This is a genomic window from Streptomyces sp. NPDC002125, assembly GCF_053593715.1.
The window spans coordinates 236754-257559 of record NZ_JBSFDD010000009.1 but is presented as its reverse complement, the minus strand read 5'-3'; the positions used below and the strand labels follow the sequence as shown (position 1 = coordinate 257559).

Annotated in this window: 22 protein-coding genes; 4 read left to right on the top strand and 18 right to left on the bottom strand. The window is 68.4% G+C overall.

Annotation, left to right across the window (positions count from 1 at the left end):
• Positions 1–208: 208 nt before the first annotated feature.
• The 8 genes from ACWCQM_RS18570 to ACWCQM_RS18535 all read right to left on the bottom strand — a co-directional run bounded on the left by ACWCQM_RS18570 (position 209) and on the right by ACWCQM_RS18535 (position 8316).
• Positions 209–1009 carry a hypothetical protein gene (locus ACWCQM_RS18570; protein ID WP_450916281.1) on the bottom strand — a complete coding sequence of 267 codons (801 nt, stop codon included), beginning with the start codon at positions 1007–1009 and terminating at the stop codon, positions 209–211.
• Between the two features lie 343 nt (positions 1010–1352).
• Positions 1353–1805, bottom strand: a complete 453-nt coding sequence (locus tag ACWCQM_RS18565) for a hypothetical protein (protein ID WP_450916280.1) — start codon at positions 1803–1805, stop codon at positions 1353–1355.
• Between the two features lie 221 nt (positions 1806–2026).
• Positions 2027–4063 (bottom strand): NAD-dependent DNA ligase LigA, encoded by a 2037-nt coding sequence (gene ligA, locus ACWCQM_RS18560; protein WP_450916279.1) that lies wholly within the window; start codon positions 4061–4063, stop codon positions 2027–2029.
• Positions 4064–4929: 866 nt separating this feature from the next.
• A complete protein-coding gene (locus ACWCQM_RS18555; RefSeq protein WP_450916278.1) occupies positions 4930–5607 on the bottom strand; it encodes a hypothetical protein in 678 nt (225 codons plus the stop codon).
• 330 nt (positions 5608–5937) lie between these two features.
• Positions 5938–6480, bottom strand: coding sequence for a hypothetical protein (locus ACWCQM_RS18550; protein WP_450916277.1), 543 nt, complete (start codon positions 6478–6480; stop codon positions 5938–5940).
• 237 nt (positions 6481–6717) lie between these two features.
• The gene (locus ACWCQM_RS18545) at positions 6718–7515 is read right to left on the bottom strand and encodes a hypothetical protein (RefSeq protein WP_450916276.1); all 798 of its coding nucleotides are present in this window, start codon (positions 7513–7515) and stop codon (positions 6718–6720) included.
• Between the two features lie 135 nt (positions 7516–7650).
• Positions 7651–7842: a hypothetical protein gene (locus ACWCQM_RS18540; RefSeq protein ID WP_450916275.1), complete on the bottom strand. Its 192-nt coding sequence runs from the start codon at positions 7840–7842 to the stop codon at positions 7651–7653.
• A 102-nt stretch (positions 7843–7944) separates the two neighbouring features.
• The gene (locus ACWCQM_RS18535) at positions 7945–8316 is read right to left on the bottom strand and encodes a hypothetical protein (protein WP_450916274.1); all 372 of its coding nucleotides are present in this window, start codon (positions 8314–8316) and stop codon (positions 7945–7947) included.
• A gap of 322 nt (positions 8317–8638) precedes the next feature.
• Here ACWCQM_RS18535 and ACWCQM_RS18530 point away from each other — a divergent pair, with 322 nt between their 5' ends.
• Together ACWCQM_RS18530 and ACWCQM_RS18525 are read left to right on the top strand one after the other, a co-directional pair.
• Positions 8639–9853, top strand: a complete 1215-nt coding sequence (locus ACWCQM_RS18530) for a recombinase family protein (RefSeq protein WP_450916273.1) — start codon at positions 8639–8641, stop codon at positions 9851–9853.
• Entirely contained in the window at positions 9850–10254 is a 405-nt protein-coding gene (locus ACWCQM_RS18525) for a hypothetical protein (protein WP_450916272.1), read from the top strand. The genes ACWCQM_RS18530 and ACWCQM_RS18525 overlap by 4 nt, the downstream gene beginning before the upstream one ends.
• A gap of 166 nt (positions 10255–10420) precedes the next feature.
• On the opposite strand, the gene ACWCQM_RS18520 is transcribed toward ACWCQM_RS18525, so the two are convergent.
• Positions 10421–10912, bottom strand: coding sequence for a hypothetical protein (locus tag ACWCQM_RS18520; protein ID WP_450916271.1), 492 nt, complete (start codon positions 10910–10912; stop codon positions 10421–10423).
• Between the two features lie 207 nt (positions 10913–11119).
• Positions 11120–13414: a Helicase associated domain protein gene (locus ACWCQM_RS18515; RefSeq protein WP_450916270.1), complete on the bottom strand. Its 2295-nt coding sequence runs from the start codon at positions 13412–13414 to the stop codon at positions 11120–11122.
• 266 nt (positions 13415–13680) lie between these two features.
• On the opposite strand from ACWCQM_RS18515, the gene ACWCQM_RS18510 reads away from it, so the two are divergent.
• A complete protein-coding gene (locus ACWCQM_RS18510; RefSeq protein WP_450916269.1) occupies positions 13681–13803 on the top strand; it encodes a hypothetical protein in 123 nt (40 codons plus the stop codon).
• Positions 13804–13937: 134 nt separating this feature from the next.
• Here the strand turns inward: ACWCQM_RS18510 and ACWCQM_RS18505 are convergent, their stop codons facing one another.
• The 7 genes from ACWCQM_RS18505 to ACWCQM_RS18475 all read right to left on the bottom strand — a co-directional run bounded on the left by ACWCQM_RS18505 (position 13938) and on the right by ACWCQM_RS18475 (position 19700).
• A complete protein-coding gene (locus ACWCQM_RS18505) occupies positions 13938–14369 on the bottom strand; it encodes a hypothetical protein (RefSeq protein ID WP_450916268.1) in 432 nt (143 codons plus the stop codon).
• Between the two features lie 286 nt (positions 14370–14655).
• Positions 14656–15174: a hypothetical protein gene (locus ACWCQM_RS18500; protein WP_351867389.1), complete on the bottom strand. Its 519-nt coding sequence runs from the start codon at positions 15172–15174 to the stop codon at positions 14656–14658.
• A 300-nt stretch (positions 15175–15474) separates the two neighbouring features.
• The gene (locus ACWCQM_RS18495) at positions 15475–16086 is read right to left on the bottom strand and encodes a TerD family protein (protein ID WP_351867386.1); all 612 of its coding nucleotides are present in this window, start codon (positions 16084–16086) and stop codon (positions 15475–15477) included.
• Positions 16087–16369: 283 nt separating this feature from the next.
• On the bottom strand, positions 16370–16918 hold the full coding sequence (locus ACWCQM_RS18490) for a hypothetical protein (protein WP_351867383.1): 549 nt from the start codon (positions 16916–16918) through the stop codon (positions 16370–16372).
• A gap of 218 nt (positions 16919–17136) precedes the next feature.
• Positions 17137–17688 carry a hypothetical protein gene (locus ACWCQM_RS18485; RefSeq protein ID WP_351867380.1) on the bottom strand — a complete coding sequence of 184 codons (552 nt, stop codon included), beginning with the start codon at positions 17686–17688 and terminating at the stop codon, positions 17137–17139.
• A gap of 426 nt (positions 17689–18114) precedes the next feature.
• Complete coding sequence (locus tag ACWCQM_RS18480; RefSeq protein ID WP_351867377.1) at positions 18115–18516, bottom strand: protein kinase family protein; 402 nt, start codon at positions 18514–18516, stop codon at positions 18115–18117.
• A 233-nt stretch (positions 18517–18749) separates the two neighbouring features.
• The gene (locus ACWCQM_RS18475) at positions 18750–19700 is read right to left on the bottom strand and encodes a hypothetical protein (protein WP_351867375.1); all 951 of its coding nucleotides are present in this window, start codon (positions 19698–19700) and stop codon (positions 18750–18752) included.
• 379 nt (positions 19701–20079) lie between these two features.
• Between ACWCQM_RS18475 and ACWCQM_RS18470 the strand changes: the two genes are divergently transcribed.
• Positions 20080–20286: a helix-turn-helix domain-containing protein gene (locus ACWCQM_RS18470; protein WP_351867372.1), complete on the top strand. Its 207-nt coding sequence runs from the start codon at positions 20080–20082 to the stop codon at positions 20284–20286.
• 47 nt (positions 20287–20333) lie between these two features.
• Here ACWCQM_RS18470 and ACWCQM_RS18465 read toward each other — a convergent pair whose 3' ends face one another.
• Entirely contained in the window at positions 20334–20804 is a 471-nt protein-coding gene (locus tag ACWCQM_RS18465) for a hypothetical protein (RefSeq protein ID WP_411098734.1), read from the bottom strand.
• Between the last annotated feature and the right edge of the window lie 2 nt (positions 20805–20806).

Genomic DNA, 20806 nt, shown 5'->3' with positions numbered 1-20806 from the left:
GTCCCTCGGGGCGTAGTGAGGAGGAGCAGGCGGAGAAGCTCCTGACCTGCGTGTTGACGCCCTGGACTGTGTGGCGGGACCCGCCCGATCGCCGCATGCGCGCGAATCCCGCTCCCCTCATGCCCTACTGGTCGCTTCTTTCGCCAGGCCGCCGATGGACAGCTCGTCTCCCGACCTGAAGCCTCGGCGCCCCTGCGGCCGCTGGTCCTCAGCAGGAGGATGTGGTGCTCCGTCCCAGAGCCCGGCGAATCGTCAAGTGGTGTCGCGTACGCAAGCGTTGGAGCTCCCACACCGACAGCAACGTGACGGACACCGGCGGGCCGACCACGAACAGCGCGTGCACTGCCGGAGGGGCAGCCACAGGCGGGCCGTCCAAGGCCTGGACGACGAACAGCGACCAGACCAGCACGGGTGACAGCAAGGGCGGCAGGACCTCGGAGACGTCACCGACGCGGAAGGTGTAGTGCACGCTCAGCACCACGGCTGCAGCACCGAAAGGAACGCCGAACAGTACGCCCGCCGTGGAGACGAGCGCGCCGACGATCGGCAGACCGCCAAGCGCCTGGGTCACCTGCACCGCGCCGCCCAGAAGCAGGAACCACAGTCCCACTGCCGATCCGAGCAGCGCAGCGAACCCCGCGGCCGGCCCGGCAAGACGCCGGCAGTAGACGGCGCGCACGGAAGACCGCGCGGACAGCACGAAGCAGGCCAGAGCGATGGGGCCCGCGACGAGCAGAACGCCAGCGCTGAGGAACAACTCGAGCACCTGGTCCGCCGCGACATCGGCCGCCGACTCCTGGAGGGGGTAGGACCGGATCAGCCACAGTGTGGCCGCTCCGCCGACAGCGGTCCGCGCGACCTGCGCGGCCGTGATGGCCGGGTCCGATATCCGGTCCTGGCGGCTCGGGCGGAACAGCCGGTAGGCCGTCCGGAACGGAAGAGTGAGCAGCCGGAGGCACCCAGCGGTCCGGGTGCCCCCGGTGTACCGGGTGCGTGCAGCGATGCTCATCGTGTGATTCCTCGTGGAAGCGGTTGGTCGGGTCTGGACGTGCTCGTGCGCCTTGGGCAACTGGCAGCGAATGGCTGCTCGAGAGAGAAGTGCTGAACTTATGAGCTGATGCGACGAATAGCGACGGTTAGCGAGGATTGCCCGGTGAGGTGGCATCGGGAGGCCTCAAGAGCTGGGGAGATCGGCGTAACAGCCGGACAGCGTGCAGGTGAGAACGCCGCTTCTGATCGAGGGTGCCTGCTGCCCCCTCTCGGTCCACCGAGGGGGCAGCAGCAGCGAGGGCTGTTCAGGGGCAGAGCGCTTCGCCGGTCGTAGGCAGGGCGGGCAGTGCGGCGACAGCCGGTCACATCCAGAACGGGATGAGCCGCTGGTGCTCATGGGCCTGAAGGAACCGGGTGATGACCGCGGCGGGATCTCGCCCGGGCACTTCGGCATCCGGCAGCCCGAGCGCGGTGACCACCACGGTGCGCAGTGACGGGTCCAGGAGCGGCGCGTCCCAGAGAAGGCAGGTCACCGTCCGGGTGGAGGCGTGGACGTCTTCTTCGATGTCGGCGATCTGCGGGTCGATGGACCCAGGAATGGCGTACCGCTGCCCCAGACAGACGCGGTCTGCGTCCTCGATCAGCCGCGCGACGGTCTCACGTGCTTCCCCCAGCTGCTCGTCCAGCGCGACCAGCCTCGTCCACATGTCGGGGCTGTCCGCTGGGACGCCGAAGAGGTCGGTCGCGCTCTGGCGGCCAGCCCTCCACAGGAAGAGCGCATCGTCCGGCAGGGGGTACAGATACGTGTGCTTCATGATCGTCTTTCTTGGTCGGAGTGTCTGGTCTCGTCGGCGGTCGCGGACGCCCAGAGCCTCCTGTGCGCGCGGGCCTGCCGACGGGCACAGGAGCGGCCGCCGGGGGCTGCGGCGGCCGGCACGTGAGGCCCCGCCCGGTGCAGCAGAGGGCCGGAACGGGAAGGAGACGCGGAGCCCGCTCTCACTGAGAGCGGGCTCCGCTGGATGTACGACCGATCGGGTCAGCTGGTGAACTGAGCGACCAGGATGGCGAACGCCTCCTCGTTCATCACCTCGATCTTGTGCTTCTCGGCCTTGGCGAGCTTGCCTCCAGCCCGCTCCCCGACGACCAGCAGGTGGGTCTTGGAGGTCACGTCGCGGCCGGGCTTGCCGCCCGCGTCCTTGATCAGCTGGTTCATCGCGGCGCGGTCGTAGGCAGCGAGCGGCCCCGTCATCGTGCCGGTGACGACGACCGTCTTGCCTGCGAGCGGGCCGCTCACGGGGGCGGACTGAAGATCGGCCGCCAGCTTCACGCCTGCCGTGGCGAGCTTCCTGACCACCGCAGCGACCCGGGGAAGCTGCCGGGCGATCAGCTCGGCCTTCTTGACCCCGATGCCGTCCACCTCCATGAGCACCTGGGTGTCGGCCGTGACGAATGCGTCCATCGACCGGAAGTGAGCGGCGAGCCGCTCGGAGAGTTCCACTCCGGTACCCGCGATGCCCAGCGCTGCCAGCACCTTCTCCAGCGGGCGGTCCTTCGCTGCCGTGATCTGCTCCAGCAGGTTCGACGCCTCACCGCTGCCCCGGGTCGCCTCGGTGAGCTGATCCAGGGCGAGGTGGAACAGGTCGCCGACATCGCGCACCAGACCAGCCTCGACGAGGTTGCCGATCACCGCCGGGCCGAGACCGTCGATGTCGAACTGCTCGCGTCCTGCGGCGTACAGCAGGGCGGCGGGGAGTCCGCAGGAGCCGCCATTGTTCGCCGTCTCATCGCAGGTCCAGCGGCCCTTGTCGGTGTTGATCTTCCCACCGCACACCGGGCAGGACGCGGGGAAGGTGATCGTCTCCTCGGTCCCGGTGCGCAGGTGGGTCACTGGCCCGACCACCTGCGGGATGATGTCGTTGGCCTTCCGGACGTAGACCGCATCTCCCTTCATAAGCCCAATACGGGTGATTTCCGAGGGGTTGTGCAGGGTTGCGGAGGTGACCATGCTGCCGTCGATCTCGACCTCCTCCAGCACGGCCCGGGGAGCGAGGATGCCGGTCTTGCCCACGGCCCAGACCACGTCCAGGAGCTTGGTCATTCGCTCCAGACTGGGCAGCTTGTAGGCGACGCTGTAGTGGGGGTGCCGCGATCCGCTACCTGCGGTGGTCTGCTCGGCGCGGCTGTTCGCGCGGATGACCACGCCGTCGATGTCGAAGGGCAGACTGGGGCGCATCACAGCGATCGCCGCGACCTGCTTCTGTACCTCGGCCATCGTCGCGACGACGTGGGCCTTCGGCGGGGTGGCCTCCGTGGTCTGTATTCCGGTGTCGGCGACCCACTTCATCAGGTCGGCGTGCGAGGTATGGGCGAACACCTCGCCGCCCGGCAGCTCGACGGCCTGGAAGGCGAAGAACGTCATCTCCAGGGCGTAGGCCCTGTTCCTCGCCCGGATGGTGCCAGCGGCGGCGTTGCGGGCGTTGGCGAACGCGTCCCCGCCGTGCTGGGCGCGCACCTCCTTGGCCCGTTCGAACTGCTTGTGGGTGAAGAGGACCTCTCCCCTGACCTCGAAGGTCAGCGGCCGGTCCAGCTGCTGGGGGAGACCGGCGATCGAGCCGATGGCATGGCTCCAGTCCTCGCCCTGACGGCCGTCACCACGTCCGACGAGCTTGACCAGGCGACCGCTCTGGTACCGCGCGGCGACCGCGAAGCCGTCCAGCTTCACGTCCACGACATAGCCGCCGGTGACCGGGCCGCCCAGACGCCGCTGGAGCGACGCCTCCCAGGCCAGCAGCTTGGCGGGCGTGTTCACCTTGTCCAGGGACTGCATGGGCACCGTGTGCGGGACCTCACCCGCAGGGACCGCCCCGTCAGCGACCTTGCCGGAGGGGGAGTTCGCCGCCACGTCCTCCGGGTGGTTCTCCTCCCATGCCACCAGCTGGTCCCGCAGCCGGTCGAAGGTGGCGTCGTCCAGCGGGCTCTCGCCGGTCGCGTAGGCACCAGATGCCTTCTGGATGGTGGCCAGGGCCTGGCGGTAGGCGGCGGTGCTGCTGATCGTGGTCTCGATGACCGACATGGGCACGGACCTTTCTGGACGCGGTTCAGGACCCGTCCGGCAGTGCGGAGCCAGCGCCGCACGGATCGTCCGTGCGGCGCTGGCGGGTGGGGTTGACGGGCTGAGCCTGCGCCCCGGAACCGCGATGGTCCTCACGCTCGCGAATTTCGGCTCGAAGGCCCGCACCGCCACGGCCCACACGCGGGTGCCGGCGTTCTCGCCGGTTTCAGACGGGACAGCGCGTCAACGGCCGGCCCGGCGCCGCGCATCGCGGAGAATCTCGTCCCGCGCTGGATGCGCGTCCACCGCCGCCCGCAGCGCGGCCCACCAGGTGCCCGCATACCTTTCCCGCTCCGCGGCTTCCGCCAGGCGTTCTTCGGCCCTGGTCAGGTGGGAGGCGAGGGTTCTGCAGGTGCAGGCGGCGTCGGGGTCGTTGATCCGAGCCAGACACCCTGGCAGCAGGCACAGCGCCCCGTCCGGGTCGGTCCACCAGTAACAGCCCGGCGGAATCTGCTCAGCAGGAACAGCGATGGGCGCCTCTCGATCTCCGGGTCTTCTCATCGCAGTGGGGTGGCGGGGTTCAGGGCGGCGGCCAGTGTCGGTGGGAGCATGCTTGACCTTCCGTGTAGCAGAGGCTTTCGCCGGCCGACGGAGACCCATCGTGGACTCGGTAGCGGACAGTCCCGCTGCAGAGCCGATTCGCGGCGCCGAGGTTGTGGTCTGGGAGCGGTGTTCGCGCCCTACGCAAGGAACCGCAGCGCCGGGGTGGGGCCGGCCAGGAGCCCGTCACGTCCCAGGGCCGATCGACAAGAGCGTCATCCTCCGCCGCGCGGGCGCCGGGCCCTTGGCTGCTCCGACAGTCCGGGGCCCGGCACGGAGGGTGTGTTCTACATGGGCGTGCTGATCTCGTCGAAGAACGTGGCGGCGCGCTCCAGCACGTCCTTCTGGGTTTCGCTCAGCTCGTCGTTGACGTCGCCGTGCGTGCCGAACAGCTCCACGGCGGTGTGTGCGAGAGCGGCCAGGTCCCAGCCGTTGAACGTCTCCAGAAGCGACGCCAGAACGTCCTCTCCGCCCTGAGGACGGCAGGCCCGTGCGCGCGCGGCTTGGCGGGTGCAGGGTTGCCCGGTGCGGGCCTGGGCGCACTCCTCGGCATCCGTGTGCGGCAAGCAGTCGGTGCAGGCCAGGGTGAAGGAGTCACAGACCACGTGTTCACCGCTGCGGCGCGCGGAGTGCCGCCACTGCGGCAGATGGCAACGGGTGCACCGGCGCTGACAGAGGCGGCTAAGGCCGTCTCGGAGCGCGGCAAGGACCTGGGCCATCTCGTCGATGCTCAGCTCGAAGAACCTCACGTCCGCTGTGCCGTCGTCCCGGATGACCAGCGAGTCCTCGTCTGAGGTGTCGGTGTACGAGCCCGGCGCGGCAGCTCGGGGCTCTTCGACATCACTGCCGTCGGCGTCGACCAGGACGAAGTGCTCACCGCCGTGCAGGGCGGAAACGGCCGCGCTCCACAGTTCCCAGTGCAGGCCGTGGGCGCGCAGGGTGGCCCGCTCGGAGTCGGTCGTCACGAACACGCTCCCGCAGCCGGCACGCTCGAACGACAGGCCGGGCTGCTCAGCCGGGCCGCCAGAGCGACTGACTTCAAGATCAGAAAAGGTGGCGGTCAGGTAGCGGGCGGCGTACTCCTCGGCCCGTGAGAGTGAAGCTGCCCATACCTGCCGTGCTGCGGTCTCCGAGCAGTGGGAAGCGAAGGGGATGGTGTGCGGCATTGTGGGCTCCGGCGTGGTCGGGAAGTGGGACGCCGGAAGACTGCTGCCGGACCACGACGGACCCTCATCCGTCGCGAATCTCCGTGCCGGTTGCGCCAGGTACACGAGGCTGATGGCCAGCCAACTGAACTACCTCGTGACCTGCCACTGATGGAGGAAGAGCGGGTCCGAAGGAGTAGCGTCCCTCAGCGGATGACCATCGGCCGAGAGCTCGTCCCGGGAGGCCAGCATCGGGACGGCGCGGGTGTCGCCACTGGACAAGTGGGGGCAGAACTCCAGCGCCAAGTCCTTGCACTTGGCGTGCAGCGCGGCTTGGAGCACCTGGCCCTCAGGGGTGGCCAGTACCCACGCCTCCTCGGGCAGCTCATCGCCGCACACCTGGCAGAGCCACCGGTTGTGCGCGAGGGCGCAGCGTGCCCCATCGAGGGCGAGCCAGAAGACGTAGTCCGCGGTCCGGGGAGCGACCCAGGGCACCGGCAGGCCCTTGTGGACTGGGCGTGGCAGCCCGGGCGGGTCCGAAGCCGCGAGCCCGGACTGTTGCAAAGCGCGCCAAATAGGGACTTCCATGCCCAGCGCTGAGCACTGGACGTTGCCGCAGACGAAGCGGCGGATCTCCACGTCGTACTGAAGCGGCTCGGCGCACTCTGCGCAGGGTGGTGCAGGGAAGCTCACAACCCCATCCTCTCCGAAGGGACCCACGGGCGTTCTTATGGGCCGCGAGCCGGTCCATGGCTGACGATCACGGATGCTGGGATGGGACGCAGCAGATCCGTGAGTGCCCGCGAGTCCTGCGATGCTCGGCGAAGGGGGAGGGCGATACCGCGGGGGCACAGGCCCCTGGCCGTTGGACAGGCCGACGGCCAGGGGATACACCGCCGCCCGTCTGGCGGTGACGGGCGGCAGAAGATCTCAGTCCAGGGTCTCCAGCCAGGCAATCAGCCCGCGCTCGTACCGGTCACGGGCCGCGTCGGCGACGGCCCGTAGTGCTGCCAAACCCGGCACGTGGGCGTCCACGGCGTCGCGCATGAAGCCCGGCATTACGGCGGCAAGCTGCTCCTTGGTCCGGCCGGCTGCCAGCCCGGGGCCTCGCCGCTGGGCACTGACGGCGAGCGCAGCGAGCTGCTCCGCGGTCATCGAGGTCTGCGCCGTGCTGACCGTGTCGCCCGGGTCCTTGTTCAGAATCTCGAGTGCGTGCGCCTGCCACAGCGTGACGCCGTGGCCCCGGAACTGGACCTTGCCGGATCCCCACCTGCAGGCACAGAGCAGACGAGTGTCGTCGTCGCTGTGGTGGTGCCAGTTCGGGATGTGCCTGCCCGATGTCCAAAGAGCCTGCGCATGCTCGGGGCACGCGTGACCGCTCAGCGGCCGGTGCTGGAGCCAGCCATCACTTGACCAGTCCTCGCGTTCTGGAGGCGCACCAGAAAGGGAGGCGATCATGTCGAACTGGCGGAGGCAGCCAGGTACCAAACACGAGCGTAGGGACACTCCACTGCGCTCCCACTCCTGGTGAGCGAGCAGCATTTCCTGTGCGAGTACGTCAACGACGGCGGAAGCCACCATGTCGGCCTCACCTCCTGATAGGCGGATCGGCTGCTGTGCCGAGGCCATCGCAAGAGCGTTGGGGCCGAGTCTGATGGTGATCGTACGGGCGGCTGCTGCGATGCGGGAGCGTAGCTCGTCGACGCGTTCCGGTTCGATGGGAGGCATCTGGTCTCCATTCTGGGGCGGGGTGCATGGTGGCCGGTGAACCGGCCATGTCCTGTGGCGCTCGGTGGGGCGTCGGGTTCACGACTTGCCCGGGCCCCACAGCGGCCGGGGGTCAGTGGGAGTGGCGCGAGGCGGTCACCAGCCAGGTGGGGGCGGCGGCTCCCACATCGATGGGAGCTCCTCCTCGCGGGTGTAGCTGGGATCGATGACGCCCAACGGGCAGTCCACGTCGCAGTACTGACCGGCTGCGGCGTGGCAGTAGCTGCATTCCTCATCGAGGAGTAGAGCCGTCTCGGCATTGTCGAAGCGGCGTTCGACGTAAGGCATGGCGTTGAGGCCTCCTGACCTCTCAGTGGCCCGGGCAGACACTGTCGGTGCGGCGTCGCCGCCGGGTACTACGTCCGCAGGCACGACCCGGGCCGGCACCGGTCAGGACGGGGTGACGTCCGGCTGCGGATGGTCGGCATCGGGACCCGGGCAGGCACGGACGGTGCACCAGTGCGAGCCGGCGAAGGTGACACCGCCGTGTGTGACGATCGCGGCGGCCGCCAGCCCCCTCGCGAGCGCGTTGAACGCTTCGGCTGCCGCCCCTCGCTTCGGAGAGTGGAACTGGAGAACGTCGCCCTTGGAGCCGACGACGCTGGCCGACTCGCTGGCGATGGCTACGAGCACGTCAGTGGGACGGTCGCGGAGCTCGGCGATATGGAGGGGCACGGCAAGCCGCAGCGTTTCGAGGAGGGCGACGTTTACTGCGGCTGCGTTCTGGGTTGACTCGGAGCGGCGGACGGGACGAGTGGGCATCGGCTTCCTCGGGCTGGGGGCGTTGAGGAGGCCGATGCTGCGTTCGGGAGGCTGAATCCATCACACCGTCGCGAATTTCCTGACCGTCGGGTCTGCAGGCATCAACTGGTGCTGTAGGGGTCGAGGTTGGAAAACGGTGACTGTCAGTGGGGCCTCATAGGGTCGAGGTACCGCGACTCTCTCCTGTCTTCCTCCCTTTGAGGGACAGCGATGAGCCTCATGCCGCGTCTGCGGTTATGACCCTCGGCCTGCCATTTGAGCCCGGCCGCGGTCATTCGCCACCGCGAGGACACATCCGCTCTCTGAGCACCCAGGAAGGACCATGACTTTCCCCTTCGGACCGCCCATCGACCTCAGCGACCTGGCCAACTTCGTACAGGTGGACGCGCGCCCCCGCCGGTCGGCCTTCGTTGGCCGGGTCTCCACCAAGGACAACCAGAACCCCAGCAGCTCCATCCCCCGGCAGGTGGCCCTCGCCGCCCAATGCCTGGAAGAGGGGGAAGAGTTCGCGGCGTACTTCTGGGACGTCGAGTCCGGAATGCTCCCTACCGAGGCCCGGGGCCTCGCCCCCCAGGAGATGTACGACGCGCTGCGCGTCCCGACCCGCCGGGACGGTGGCCTCCAGGACCTTCTCGCCCACGCCGAGCCGATGGGCATCACCCACGTGCTAGCGGAGCGCGCCGACCGCGTCGCGCGGGCCATGCTGGCCAGTCTGACCGTGGAGCACGAGCTCCAGAAGTCCGGGATAGAGGTGGTGTACGCCAACGAACCGCAAGGCGGGACCGAGTCCGGCCGGCTGCGCACCCGCCGCTACGGACAGGTCGAGGCGGAGGTGTACCGGACGGTCATGCTGGAGATGTCCATGGGCGGGCAGTTCCAGCACGCCCTTGGCGGATGGAACCACGGCTACCCGCCGTACCCCTACATTGCGGTCGTCGACGAGAACGCACCGCCGCCGCCACGGGGCCGGTTCGGAGAGGCGCGGCCGAAGAAGAAGCTCGCCCCGCACCCGGACGCGCGACGCTTCGACGCCTCTCGGGAGCTGTGCCGCCTGCGGCGTGATGAGCACCTGAAGTCGGGAGACATCATCTCGATTCTGTCGGCCGATCCGGAGCGGTACCCGATCGAGGGCCAATGGACGCACAACCTCGTCGAGGGCCTGATCGCAAACCCGAAGCTCACCGGCTATCAGGTCTACAACAGGAAGGCGTCCCGGACCGGGCAGCCAGGCTTCTCCCGGTGGAATCCGATCTCGAAGTGGGTGTGGTCGCCGGGCCCCGTGCATGAGCCCGTGGTGAGTCTCGCGGAGTGGAAGCAGGCCCAGGAGGTGACTGCCGGGCTCAGGGCGAGCGTGGAGGGCGTCCCGCTGCTGCGCATTCAGGCCGCCGCTCGTCGACAGGGCCTGACGGTCACGAAGGTCGACAGCACCAGCAGTCACACGCGGTACCGGATCGGCGCTCGGCAGGTCGTCCTGCCCACCCCCATCCCGGATGCGGTCGCTCAGCAGATCATCGAGGACCTGGAGCGTGCGGCGTGAGCGAGGCCATCGAGTGCCAGGCCAGCCGGCGCGGCCGTCTGTGGGTGGCGCACGAGCCCAAGCACGGCGTGTACGGGAGCGGGCGGACGCTGCGGCTGGTCCGCGCGAGCGTCGAGGATGGTCTCGCGCTCGTAGGCGTGACCGCCGAGGTGAAGATCATCCCAGTGACGCCGGAACTCGAGGAACTGCGTGACGCTGAGGACGCCCGCGCAACGGCCCTGGCCCAGGCCGTGAAGGCTCTGGCTCTGCGGCGGACATCCTTGAGCGACATCGCCCTGGCGACCGGAGCGTCCGTCAAGCAGGTGAAGCTGATCCTCGCCAGACCAGCCGAGGATCCGAGGGCTCACGCGGATCCCGCCTCCGTTCCGACGGGAATCCGCTTGCCGGCCGTCCTGCCGTGATGTGAGGAGAGCACGTCGTGGGCGATCGGTCCGGCCGGTCCTTCCTGGGGAGCGAAGCGTGATAGCCGACTGACCGGTCGCGGTGACGCTGTTCCTGCTGCTTGAGGGGGCCGATCGCCCGGCTCGCCCATGGCCGCCGGCTCTGAGACTTCGCGCGACCGGAAAGCTACTCCAAAGGGACCACGTGGGCTGGGCGCCCCTGGCGCAGCTGGATAGTCGCAGCCGTCGCCAGGGCGGAGCTGACGAGCTTGGCGTGGCCGCCGATAGTGATCCGTGCGTCATCCAGGGTCGCCAGCCGGCCGTCGATCAGAGTCCGGCGGCTCACCACCTCCACAGTGAACCCGCCGGGGCTATGCTGCCGGGCCACGTAGCTTTCCGCACCGATGGTGCACTCCCAGGTTCCAGCCTCGGTCTCGGCCATGTCGACGAGAGTCCGGACCTGGTCCAGCGGACTCTGGACTGCCGGGTGGTTCTCGTCGACATGTTCCTCGAACGCCCGCCGTGCGAGCAGCGCGAATCGGTACCGGCCGACCTCGCCGCACAGCGGACACTCGAGCTTGTACCTGTCCGGGGTAGTGCTCTCATCCTCGGCGATCTTCGGCTGTAGGCCGTTCACCGAGGGCTCGGATGCTCTCTGCTTGCGAGGTCGTGGGCTCACCGGCTCATCCCTGGTTCTCGGTGTTGATGGCATTTGCATTCTGCCCATGAGGGAAGCGCCGCCGGACAGTTTCGACCCGCTGGTCTGGATGCCGGCCGGGGTGTGTACTGCTTCGCCAGCAGGTCGCTTACCTGGACGGTGCTGAGCTTCCGCTGGAACGGGTGAGGCCGCGGGCGGCCCGGCGACCTCACCTCGTAGGCCTACGTGTTACCCCGCGCTGGACCACCCGGGAAGAGCTTCCAGGCGGCGGCGCCGCTCGGCGGGCTGCTTGCCCTCGCGGATGAGGGCCTTCTGCTTCAGTAGCCAGCGGTAGAGGCCGACGCCGTCGATTGCTTCATCGGCGGGGACCTTCAGGTGGCCGTGGTCGGCGGCCCAGGCGGCCAGGACCTCGAAGCTCGCCTCCCAGGCGGCAGCGTGGCCGTCCCACATCCATTCGGGCCGCTGTTCCAGAGTCTCCGCCTGACCGGCGGGCAGCGTCCCCCTGCGGTAAGCCGTCCGCTTCCGCGACACGGCGTTGCCGAGGGCGAATTGGATGCCGTCCTTGTTCACTTTGTACGGCTGTGGAACCCGAGCATGCCCGTGCTCGCCGATGAAGTCGTCGAGGTGCTTGAGAAGGAGCTCGAACTTCGCGTCGTGTACGTGCCACATCCAGCCGGGCAGGGCCTCGTAGTACGCGATCTCATCGGCGTCCATCAGCTTGTCGCGGTATCGATTTCGAGCCAGCGTGACGAAGTTGTCCAGCCGGTAGCCCGTGGGGGAGACGAAGCCCCGTGGCACCCTGGCGTGGCCCTTGACTTCGACGAACGCTTCCAGCTCCGTCCGCCCTTGCTCCCGTTTGGTGTCGGCAAGGTTCCACGTCCATCCAGGCTGCCCCGACAGCAGCTCCTCCCGGCGGGGCAGGAGCTTGCCAGCCGTGCGCAGAGACCTTTGGCGAGTCGCCCAGGCCCCGAGGCTCCCGGCCTCGGTGGAAAAGGGCACAGCTGCGTGTCCGTGCTGCGCGACGTATCGCTCCAGCAGGCCGAGCCACCGGTACCAGTCCTCGGTGGTGTTCTCCAAGACGTGGACGCCCAGGGCCTGCACGAAGCGGGCCCCCACCGTCGCGCTGCCGTAGATCTTGATCTTCTCGGGCAGTATCGCCCGGGCGTCGATGCCGCTCGCCGTCGGCTCACTGCTCAGCCGACGGCGAGCGGCAGTGAGGGCAGCGTCCATGCGCTCGTCCTGATCGCGGAGCGTGGCCAGGACTCGCCAGACATGCTGGAAGGCACTGGCCTCCAGGACCGCCTGCGGATTCTCGCCCGGCGCGACGTAGACCGGGAGGAGGATCGTCGCCGGACGGTCGTGCTCGGGATGGAGCCTCAGCGCCCGGCCGACAGCCTGCACGATGTCTGTCTGGGAGGACTTCGGGTCGACCAGGCAGATGCCGTCGACGCTGGTGACGTCTACGCCCTCGGTCAGGGTACGGACGTTGTTGAGGACGACCCGTTCGTCCCCGGCTGGCGCGGCCAGCATGGCCAGCTGCTCAGCGCGCTTCCCCGCCGGGGTGGTGGCGTCCATGTGCAGAGAGGTGATCGTCACGCCTGTTGCTGCGGTGCCGATCGAGCCGAGGGAGGCAGAGAAGCGCTTGGAGCGGGCTACTCGGCTGTGGAAGGCGATCACGCTGCGCAGCTCACGTTCGCGCATGGCCTGCGCCAGGGCGATCTGAGCGGCCACCGTCGAGGAGTCCCCGGGGCCGGTCCGGGACGTCGCCTCCTTCTGCAGTGCGGCGTGCACGTCCTCGTCGGAGACCAGAACGATGGCAACCTCGTAGTCGGCCAGCAGGTTCCGCTGGATGGCGGCGCCGAACGTCAGCTCGTGAACCCGAGTGCCGTACTGAGCCTCGTCGTCCATCGAAATGACATCCGCCGTGCCGTCCGCGCCCTCGTGAATGCGACTCGTGGCCGTAAGCGACAGACGGAACGCCGCCGGAATCCGGTCATTGTCGAGCACGACTGCATAGGACTTTCCCGACGGCCCAGCGGTGTGGTGGGCCTCGTCCAGAACGATGAGGTCCAGCGGTGAGAGGGAACGTCCCGCATACGCCTCGGCTATCCGCCCCACCGACTGATAGGTCGAGATCACCAGCCGTATCCGCCCGGCCTCCGCCGCAGCGAGGAACGCGGCGACCCGCTCGGGATCGACGGTCACCGGTACGTCCGCCCCGCCCACCGCAGAGTCCGAGCAGACGATGAGCGTGTCCAGAGTTCCGGGGAAGTCAGCTGCCCACCCGCGATGCACCTGCTCGGCGAGTGCGAGGGTCGGCACCGCGACGAGCACCGAAGAGGCCGCCCGCCTTCGGGCCGTTTCACGTCCCACAAGGGACTTGCCCGTACCGCACGCCATCACAACCAGTGCGCGGTCCCCAGCGGTCCGCATGATGGCGTGCAGCGCCTCCTCCTGATGAGGGCGTGGGGTGAAGCGGAACGCACTTCCAGAAGAGGAAGCGCGGGACCGGCTGGCATACATGCGGGCTCCGTGGGCGAGTGATCTGAGTAAGGGAGCCGATGGTGCGCCGGGTGCATGAGACGGCCGGAGTTCCTGCGAATTCCGGTCAAGCACGGCGGCCAGATGAGCAAGTGAACTGAAGACGTTGTCCGGCGTGACAGACGGACAACGGGGCCAGCCGCGCAGTGTGGTGTTCATGGGTGCAGGTTCGTCTCAGCGCTTCTACCGTTGGCCTTATGAATGGGAACGCCGAGCCGCTCGGGGATTCCGGGCCTTCGCTGAACGCCGTGGAAGTTGAGACCGCCGACGGGATATGGATGCTGATCTACGGCGACGGCCCCGACTTCCCCACCATGGACACCGCGTTCGTTCCAGCCGCGCTGATTGAGCGACCCGGGGACGTCACCTAGCAGCTGGCGTCAGTAGCCGGCCAGCCGCACCGGACAGCGGAAACTGCACTCGCCTTCCATGACCGGACGACACGTCCTGGACACAGCCCGCAGGGCCCAGGAGCGCATCCTGGGCCCTGCCGGTGAATGACGGATCAGCACCCGGCTCGCAGCGGCGTGAAAGCGAGCTTGTCGCCCTCCGCAGCGGCGGCCGCCTTCGTGTACGTCGCGGAGTCCACCTCGTACCAGACGTCGTCCCTGCCTGCGTTGCCGTCGACGTCGTCGAGTTCGACGCACCACCGCGCGTGCCGGACGACCCGGTCATAGGTCTCCGTGCCCTGCTGCACCTTCCGGCAGGTCCGGGTCGGTTCGGTCGTGTACCAGGTGCGCGTCTTCCCCTTCGTCGTAGAGGTGTGCTTGACCCGCTTGGTACCGGTAGTGCACTGCTCGACCATCCGGGGGCGAGTGTCGGTCACGGTCTTCTTCGTGACGATCCGAAGGTCATCGCGCGCACCGGAGACAGTGCTGTCCTTGGAGCCACCGCAGGCGCTGAGCGCGCAGGCGAGAAGGGCGACGCCAGCTGCCATCCGAGCGGCCATACGGACGGGACGCGACATCGGCTTCGACTTCCCGGTGGTAGCGGTAGAGGAACGGATTGATATGGGCACGAACAACTGCTCCTGTCTCCACAAGTGGTTGGGGGGTGCGCTGCACTTGGCCGGCGCTTACGGAGCAGAGGGTCCTCGACGAATGCGGTGGTACCGAGTTCTGGCGAATCCCCCTCGGCACTTTGAGGTTGGAGCCATGCCAACCACCTACCGGGCGGACAGGAACGCCTCGGAGCCCAGAAGAAGCGTGGCCCGTGGACCTTGCTCATATGCGCTGCTGAACCGAGATGCCCGGCACCCGGTTCTCGTCGGAATGGACGCTGGAGCCGCACCTCCCGTAGCCGAGCCTCACGGCGCCGCACCTGCAGGAAGGTGAGACCTCGTCCAGCGAGGGTGGGAAGAAGTCGGCCCAGGCCAGCATCGAGGCAGTCCACCGGTCCTCGAGTAGCGCCAAAGCCTCACCCTTGGTAGCCGGACGTCCTTCGCGTCTTCCGGTGACGACGTACGCCAACCCCTGGCGGGCGACATCCACGAGCATCTCGCGCTGCTGGCAGGACCGGCCAGGGGGAATGTCTGCGGCCAAGCTCAGACTTCGGTACCCCTCCATGAGGTAGGGGCGCTCCGCAACCTCGCATGAGTCCAGTGCGGCAAGCAGGTCGTCGGCGAGCTGGTTGATGTGCAGGGTGGTGAACGAGCCGGCGGCGCCCGCGGTGTGCGTCGCGCGAGCGTCGAAGATCAGGCAGGCCCGCTTCAGGAGATCGTTGAGTGCCTCATCGTCTATCACGCCGCGAACTTAGGCCCAGAAGCGGACAACCGTAGTTGCCGAGCCTCACCGCTGGGTGCCCAGAACGCTGACTGCAGTGCTCGGCAGAAAGGTACGGCCCACCAGGGGAGGGAGAGGGCCGGTTTCTAACCGGGGCAATACCGTCGTCGCCGGCGGGGTGCTGGAGGCCAGCTCAGACGGAACGTCCGAGGCGTCTGGTGGCTGGGCAAGCCACCAGACGCCTCGATAACGCCTTCCACCCGAGGGCGGAGCACGCCGCGAGCAGCGTGCTCTGCTCCCTCAGCGGTTGCTGGGGGACCGCTACTTGTACGCGTTGCGCGGCCCCGCGTCCATGTCGATGGCCACCACCTCGGCCTTCTTCATCAGACCTCGGCGCACGAGGCTGACGAGCGGCCGGTCCTCGCACCCCGGCGCGGAGTAGTGCTCCAGCGCGTGGACGCTCACCCCGTCCGGGGTGTTCTCCAGCATGCCCGGCACGCACGTGTAGATGCGGCTGTTGTTGTTGGCGTTCTCAGCCGTGATGACGACCCGGTCGCCGAGGCCGTTGTCGAGTTCCATGGAGACGCGGTACTCGAAGAAGGACCCGGTGCCGTTCGACTGAGCGGAGTAGGCGACTGGGATCACGGCGCGTATCGAGTCGTCCAGGGCGATCTCGATGATCTCCTCGGCAACTCCGACCGTCTGGCGGCCGACGTCGCCGAGATGCTTCACCGCCCCGTCGGCTGTGGCGAGCTGGGCGGGTACTCCCTCCGCGGGGAAGGTAGCGACGGTCTCGACTCGGCCGTCTGCGTAGACGACGAGGGCGTACAGGTCGTAGTCCGTTCGGCTGTCCCACCAGCACCGCACCCGGATGCTGGAGGACTTGGTCATGCGGGCGGGCGCAGAGCCCTTGGTCATGTTGATGGTGCTCACTGCTGGTGGCGCTCCTTATCGCGTCGTCTTCGGACGTCGCCAAGGTGAGGCCGTTGATGGCCAAAGCACTTCTCCACGCGAATTCGCGTTGGCGCGGTCCACCGCCGGCAGGGGGCGCACGTGGTCCTGCGGACCCTGCCGGCGGACAGGCGGTCAGCGGTGTAGGCGGTCGAAGGCCCTCGGCACCCGCAGGGGGCGGGTGCCCGGACGTGCCACCGATTGGTGGCTGGTCTGTGCGGCGTCAGTCGGCCGGCACCCGCGGAGCCGTAGGACCGTCAGCTGGTCAGACCGTCGGCGAGGCGCTGTAGTCGTAGTTCAGGTAGCCCTTGCCGTCGTTGCGCCATTCGAGCTTCAGCTGTCCGTCGACGTACGCCTTCGCGCTCCCGACCGGGTAGCTGATCGTCGGCGTGGTGTAGCTGTTGTTGTAGTTGCCCCAGTAGTCGGAGTTCTCCAGCTTGGCTTCGATCCCGTAGTAGTTGCCGCTGCGGACAACCGGATCGGTGCCGGCGACGGACTTCGCTATCCAGATCCGCAGGTATGCGCCGTTGAAGATCGACGTGTCGTCGACCTCTCCAACGGGGCCGTCCCAGGAGGCCTTCGCGTAGCTGTACACCGTCGAGCCGGAGCGGGCGGAGCAGAGACTGATCTTGATGTCCCAGTTGTCCGCCCACGGGCCGGAGTAGGCCGGGTTGTCGATGGACTTCGTGCTGGTGGTGCACTTGTAGGAGAGCGCCGACGCCGGCGAAGCGGCGAGAAGCGAGGTGCCGGCGAGTGCGGCGAACGTGAGCGCGGCGGCGGTCCCACGGCGGGCGTTCGAGGAGAGGTTGCGCAACTGAAGTCAGCTCCAAAGTGATGTAAGCCGCATACCGGGCGGCGGGTGGGTGTGACGAGTCATGCCGACCTGCGCACGGCAGTCAGCGGGGTGGGGGAGAAGGGGTGTCTGGCCTGCTGGTCGGAGTCCTGGCATCGGCAGGCACGCTGGTCCGGCGGCGGATGAGCGCCGCCGCTACAGCGCTGTGGCTGACGTGTCAGCCGTTCCGGACAGAGCTGTCAGACGGCACTGGTGGGCTGGGGCCACCGGTACAGGTGCATGAGCTGCTCCAGGACCGGGGACGAACCGATCCCCAGAAGGACGCAGGCTTCCAGTCCATCCGTGAAGGATGCTCCCGGATGGCTCGTTGCCTTTTCCAGGCGCTGCTGCGTGGTAACTCCGATCAGTCCGCCGCCGACGATGTACTGCCAGAGCTCGGCGTACTGGTCCGCAAGCAGCACCAGGTCCGCCGATCCCCTGGCCGGGTGGGGCCCGGGGAACCCGAGCTTCAGCTTGACCAGCGGACTAGTGCCGCTCATCCCCGACCAGGAGGTGGCCACCGGCATACGCTCGTGCAGAGCGACCGACCCCATCTCGTCCAGCAGCTCGAAAGCGGTCCGAAGCTGCGGTGCCGGCCCGAACGTGCGCTCGTCGTCATGGACGTAGACAACGAACACCGGGCTCAGACCGGGCCCATCGCCCTCGGGGAACATCACCCCGGCGCCGTCCGCGAACACGCCGCCGGCCAGGAAATCCTGGCGCTGCCGCTCCTCGTCGGCGGGCGAGAACACGGCCGCCCGGGCGATCCGACCCGCTGGAGCCTGAAAGGACGGCCCCGGTTCCTGACCCCTGCGACTCCTGCGCGCCGCACGCTCGGCACGGCGTCGCTCCTCACGGTTCACTGACTTCTCCGTTCGTCGTCTGTCAGCACGCAAGGTCTCAGCAGATGCGGACACGGCATCAGAAGTCGTTCACGCAGCGGTCAAGACAGCTCGGTCGCGGACGCGCCACATTTGATGGCTGGCGCCCGGTGCCCGGGAGGCACCGATGGCGGACGGCAAGCCGATCCGTCTGCTCGGGAGGGAACCGACATGAGCCCGTCGCGTCGGCCCCTGCGGCGACGAGTCCGCGGCGACCTGAATCGACAGCGGCTGCTGCCCGGCGCCTTCGCCATGAAACGGCAGGAGCGCCTGCCACGGACTCGTGATGCTTAGGGTTCAGCAGAAGACGGCTGGGACGTCCTCTTCGGCGCAGAGCGTGAGGAGGTCAACGAACTCCCGCCCGACGCGCCCGTTGTAGCCGTCCGGACCCCACAGGAGGCCCTCGGGGTCACTGCGGCCGAGTTCGGCGAGTGCTTCGCTCAGCGCCGGGGCAAGCTCGCGCGCCTGCTCGGGCGTCAGCTCACCGCGGTCGTCGTCGTGGTCCAGAAGGTGACGCAAGGGACTGGTCACGCTGCTCCATCGACGGCCGCCGCCGTAGCCGTGCATCTGAGAGAGGTTGATGCCGATGTGGCTGGCGATCCCGCGGCGGAAGAGACTGAAGCCCGCGTACGACCACTGCGGCAACGGATCACTGGGCAGCGGTCCGTTCGGTCGGCCTGCTCGGATGGAAAGCCCCACGTCGTTCTCCTAGTCGTCCGGTGTGAGAGGAAGCAGGGGCGATGGTGCGGGTGTGGGGGGACGGAACGGCAGCGACGGCGAATCTGAAGGCGTGGCCCTCTCGTGGTCCTGTGTCGTCGACCATGACGCGCAGGACAGCCGCCCCCGCAGATCAGGGACGGACGCCGCGTGCGGGGAGGCCGGTACTCCCCGGTGCCCGACGCCTACGTCGGGCACCGGGGAGTAACACCGGGTCAGGGAAGGCACAGCCCCGTGTGGTCGACAGACTGCGCGCACCCGTCCGCGCACTGGTGCCCAGCGGCTGCCTGAGCGGTTCTCATCGCCTCGTGACAGTCGGGGCAAAGGGCCGGGGCCCCGGGCCAGTCGGTGGCCCGGGCGAGGAACGCCACCGTGCCGCAGCGCTGGCAGACGTCGCCGCTGGTGCGCAGCCACGAGGTGTGCAGATACGTGTAGACGGTGTCCGGCGGCGGAGTGCCGAGGGTGCGAATGTGTGCGCTCTGGCTGAGGACGCTCAGTTTGTCGGCGGGGACGATGACGTGGCGCAGGCGGCGGTCACCAAGGACGCCCACCCAGGTCAGTTCTGAGGCGCCGAGCGCGGCGAGCGCGTCCTCGGTGCCCTGCATGCTGCCGGGGTAGATGACAGCGGCCTCGGTCAACCGGGGCGCGTACAGCGCCCCGTTGGAGGTCCGCCAGATTCCGCGTTCATCACGCCAGAAGGTCGGCTCCCGTCCGCTGGTCAGGCAGTCGTCCACCCAGCCGGCCACAATGAACTGCATAACGCTGGCTGGTAGCCCACGGCTGCCGCTGCGCCTGGTGCCGTCAGTGATCAGGTCGTGGGCGACTCCCCACACGCGGCGGCGTGCTTGATGCTCGGCTGCGACGCTGAAGTCACCGTCCTCGAGGCCGTAGGCGGCGGCATACGCCGCTTCCCAGTTGATCGCCGCAGCACCGTCGGAGAGCTGATCGAGCGCCGCCAGCAACTGCTCCGGTAGGAGATCTGCATCGAGCAGGGCGGCCGCGTCCTCTTCGCTGATGCCCAGGGCATCGTGGGCCGCATCGATGATGGGGCGGCCCGCGTGGCCGATGTTGGGCAGGTGGGCAGTGATCCAGGCTTGAGGATCTTGCGGGGTGGGGTGGGCGGTGAGCTGGTCGCGGAGGCGACGAGCGAGGTCGTTGTCTGGCATGACCGCAAGAAACCGCGCTCCACGGCAGTGCGTCGCGCCATCGCGAATCCTGGAACGGGTAGGTCACCGAATCCGGCGGGCCGGCCACCGGGCCGGTCGCGGGTAGCCGCGCACCGCGGAACAGGAGCGTGCCAGCAACTTCCATGCGCCCGCGTCCTGTCGTACTCCCCGGCACGGGTTCCGGCCCGCACCGTCCTGAGTGCGGCGTATGACGGCGTCGCTGTAGTCCGTCTGCCACTGCCCCACGAGCAACACCGCCCCCAACGAAGCCAGCACTCGTGCCCGAGACCGGAATCGTGCCGCTCACCGGGAGAGTGAGCATGCTCCCGGACGCCAGCTGGCGCCCGGGAGATTGTTCGAGCAGAAAGAGGAAGACGACGTGTTGGGCAGCCGTACGTGGATTACCGGACTGGCGCGCAAGAAGCTGGGCGCCGACTTGAGGCGGGCGTACGACAAAGGAGCTTCGATCCGGACCCTAGCCGAGGGCTGCGGACGCTCCTACGGCTTCGTTCACCTCCTGCTTACCGAGGCCGGGACGACCCTGCGCCCTCGGGGCGGAGACACCCGAGGCCGACCCGTCGCCTGATGAGGAGGCCGTGCGGTGGAGTGCCCAGGTGGAGCAGCCCGCCCGTGTTACGCGCCGTTCTCGGGAATCAAGCCTGGAGGAGCGCCGGCGGTCCTGGCGAGCGAGGTGCAACCCGATGCGCCTCGGAGCCACGCGTCCGCATCAGGCGCGGGCAAGCACACCACGTCGGTAAGGCCGGACAGTTCGACATCGCGAAGATGGGTTTCCCACACCTGACGGCATGCGATAGCGACTGCGACCACATCGGCCGGCAGGTCTGGGCTGGGGCGGAACCACAGGCGCGCGAAGTACATCACCAGATCGGCGGCCGCACCGGCCATGCCTTGGCGCTCTCCTATCTCAGCAGCCCATGAAGCGATGTCCTTCGGAACGGTGCTTCTCCCGACGACGGCGGCCGCGGGGCCGGGCAGGTGGACCACGGTGTCGGCGAGGCGCTGGCCGAGATTGCCCACATCGGTTCCCGGCACCGTGCTGGCGGTGACGAGCAGCAGGGCCTCAGCCGGGGCGGTCGCATCCATGG

Excerpts from the sequence above, each read along its gene's own strand:
- ACWCQM_RS18570 (WP_450916281.1), bottom strand. The coding sequence starts at position 1,009 with ATGAGCATCGCTGCACGCACCCGGTACACCGGGGGCACCCGGACCGCT.
- ACWCQM_RS18565 (WP_450916280.1), bottom strand. The coding sequence starts at position 1,805 with ATGAAGCACACGTATCTGTACCCCCTGCCGGACGATGCGCTCTTCCTG.
- ligA (WP_450916279.1), bottom strand. The coding sequence starts at position 4,063 with ATGTCGGTCATCGAGACCACGATCAGCAGCACCGCCGCCTACCGCCAG.
- ACWCQM_RS18545 (WP_450916276.1), bottom strand. The coding sequence starts at position 7,515 with ATGCCTCCCATCGAACCGGAACGCGTCGACGAGCTACGCTCCCGCATC.
- ACWCQM_RS18540 (WP_450916275.1), bottom strand. The coding sequence starts at position 7,842 with ATGCCTTACGTCGAACGCCGCTTCGACAATGCCGAGACGGCTCTACTC.
- ACWCQM_RS18535 (WP_450916274.1), bottom strand. The coding sequence starts at position 8,316 with ATGCCCACTCGTCCCGTCCGCCGCTCCGAGTCAACCCAGAACGCAGCC.
- ACWCQM_RS18530 (WP_450916273.1), top strand. The coding sequence starts at position 8,639 with ATGACTTTCCCCTTCGGACCGCCCATCGACCTCAGCGACCTGGCCAAC.
- ACWCQM_RS18515 (WP_450916270.1), bottom strand. The coding sequence starts at position 13,414 with ATGTATGCCAGCCGGTCCCGCGCTTCCTCTTCTGGAAGTGCGTTCCGC.
- ACWCQM_RS18505 (WP_450916268.1), bottom strand. The coding sequence starts at position 14,369 with ATGGCAGCTGGCGTCGCCCTTCTCGCCTGCGCGCTCAGCGCCTGCGGT.
- ACWCQM_RS18475 (WP_351867375.1), bottom strand. The coding sequence starts at position 19,700 with ATGCCAGACAACGACCTCGCTCGTCGCCTCCGCGACCAGCTCACCGCC.
- ACWCQM_RS18465 (WP_411098734.1), bottom strand. The coding sequence starts at position 20,804 with ATGGATGCGACCGCCCCGGCTGAGGCCCTGCTGCTCGTCACCGCCAGC.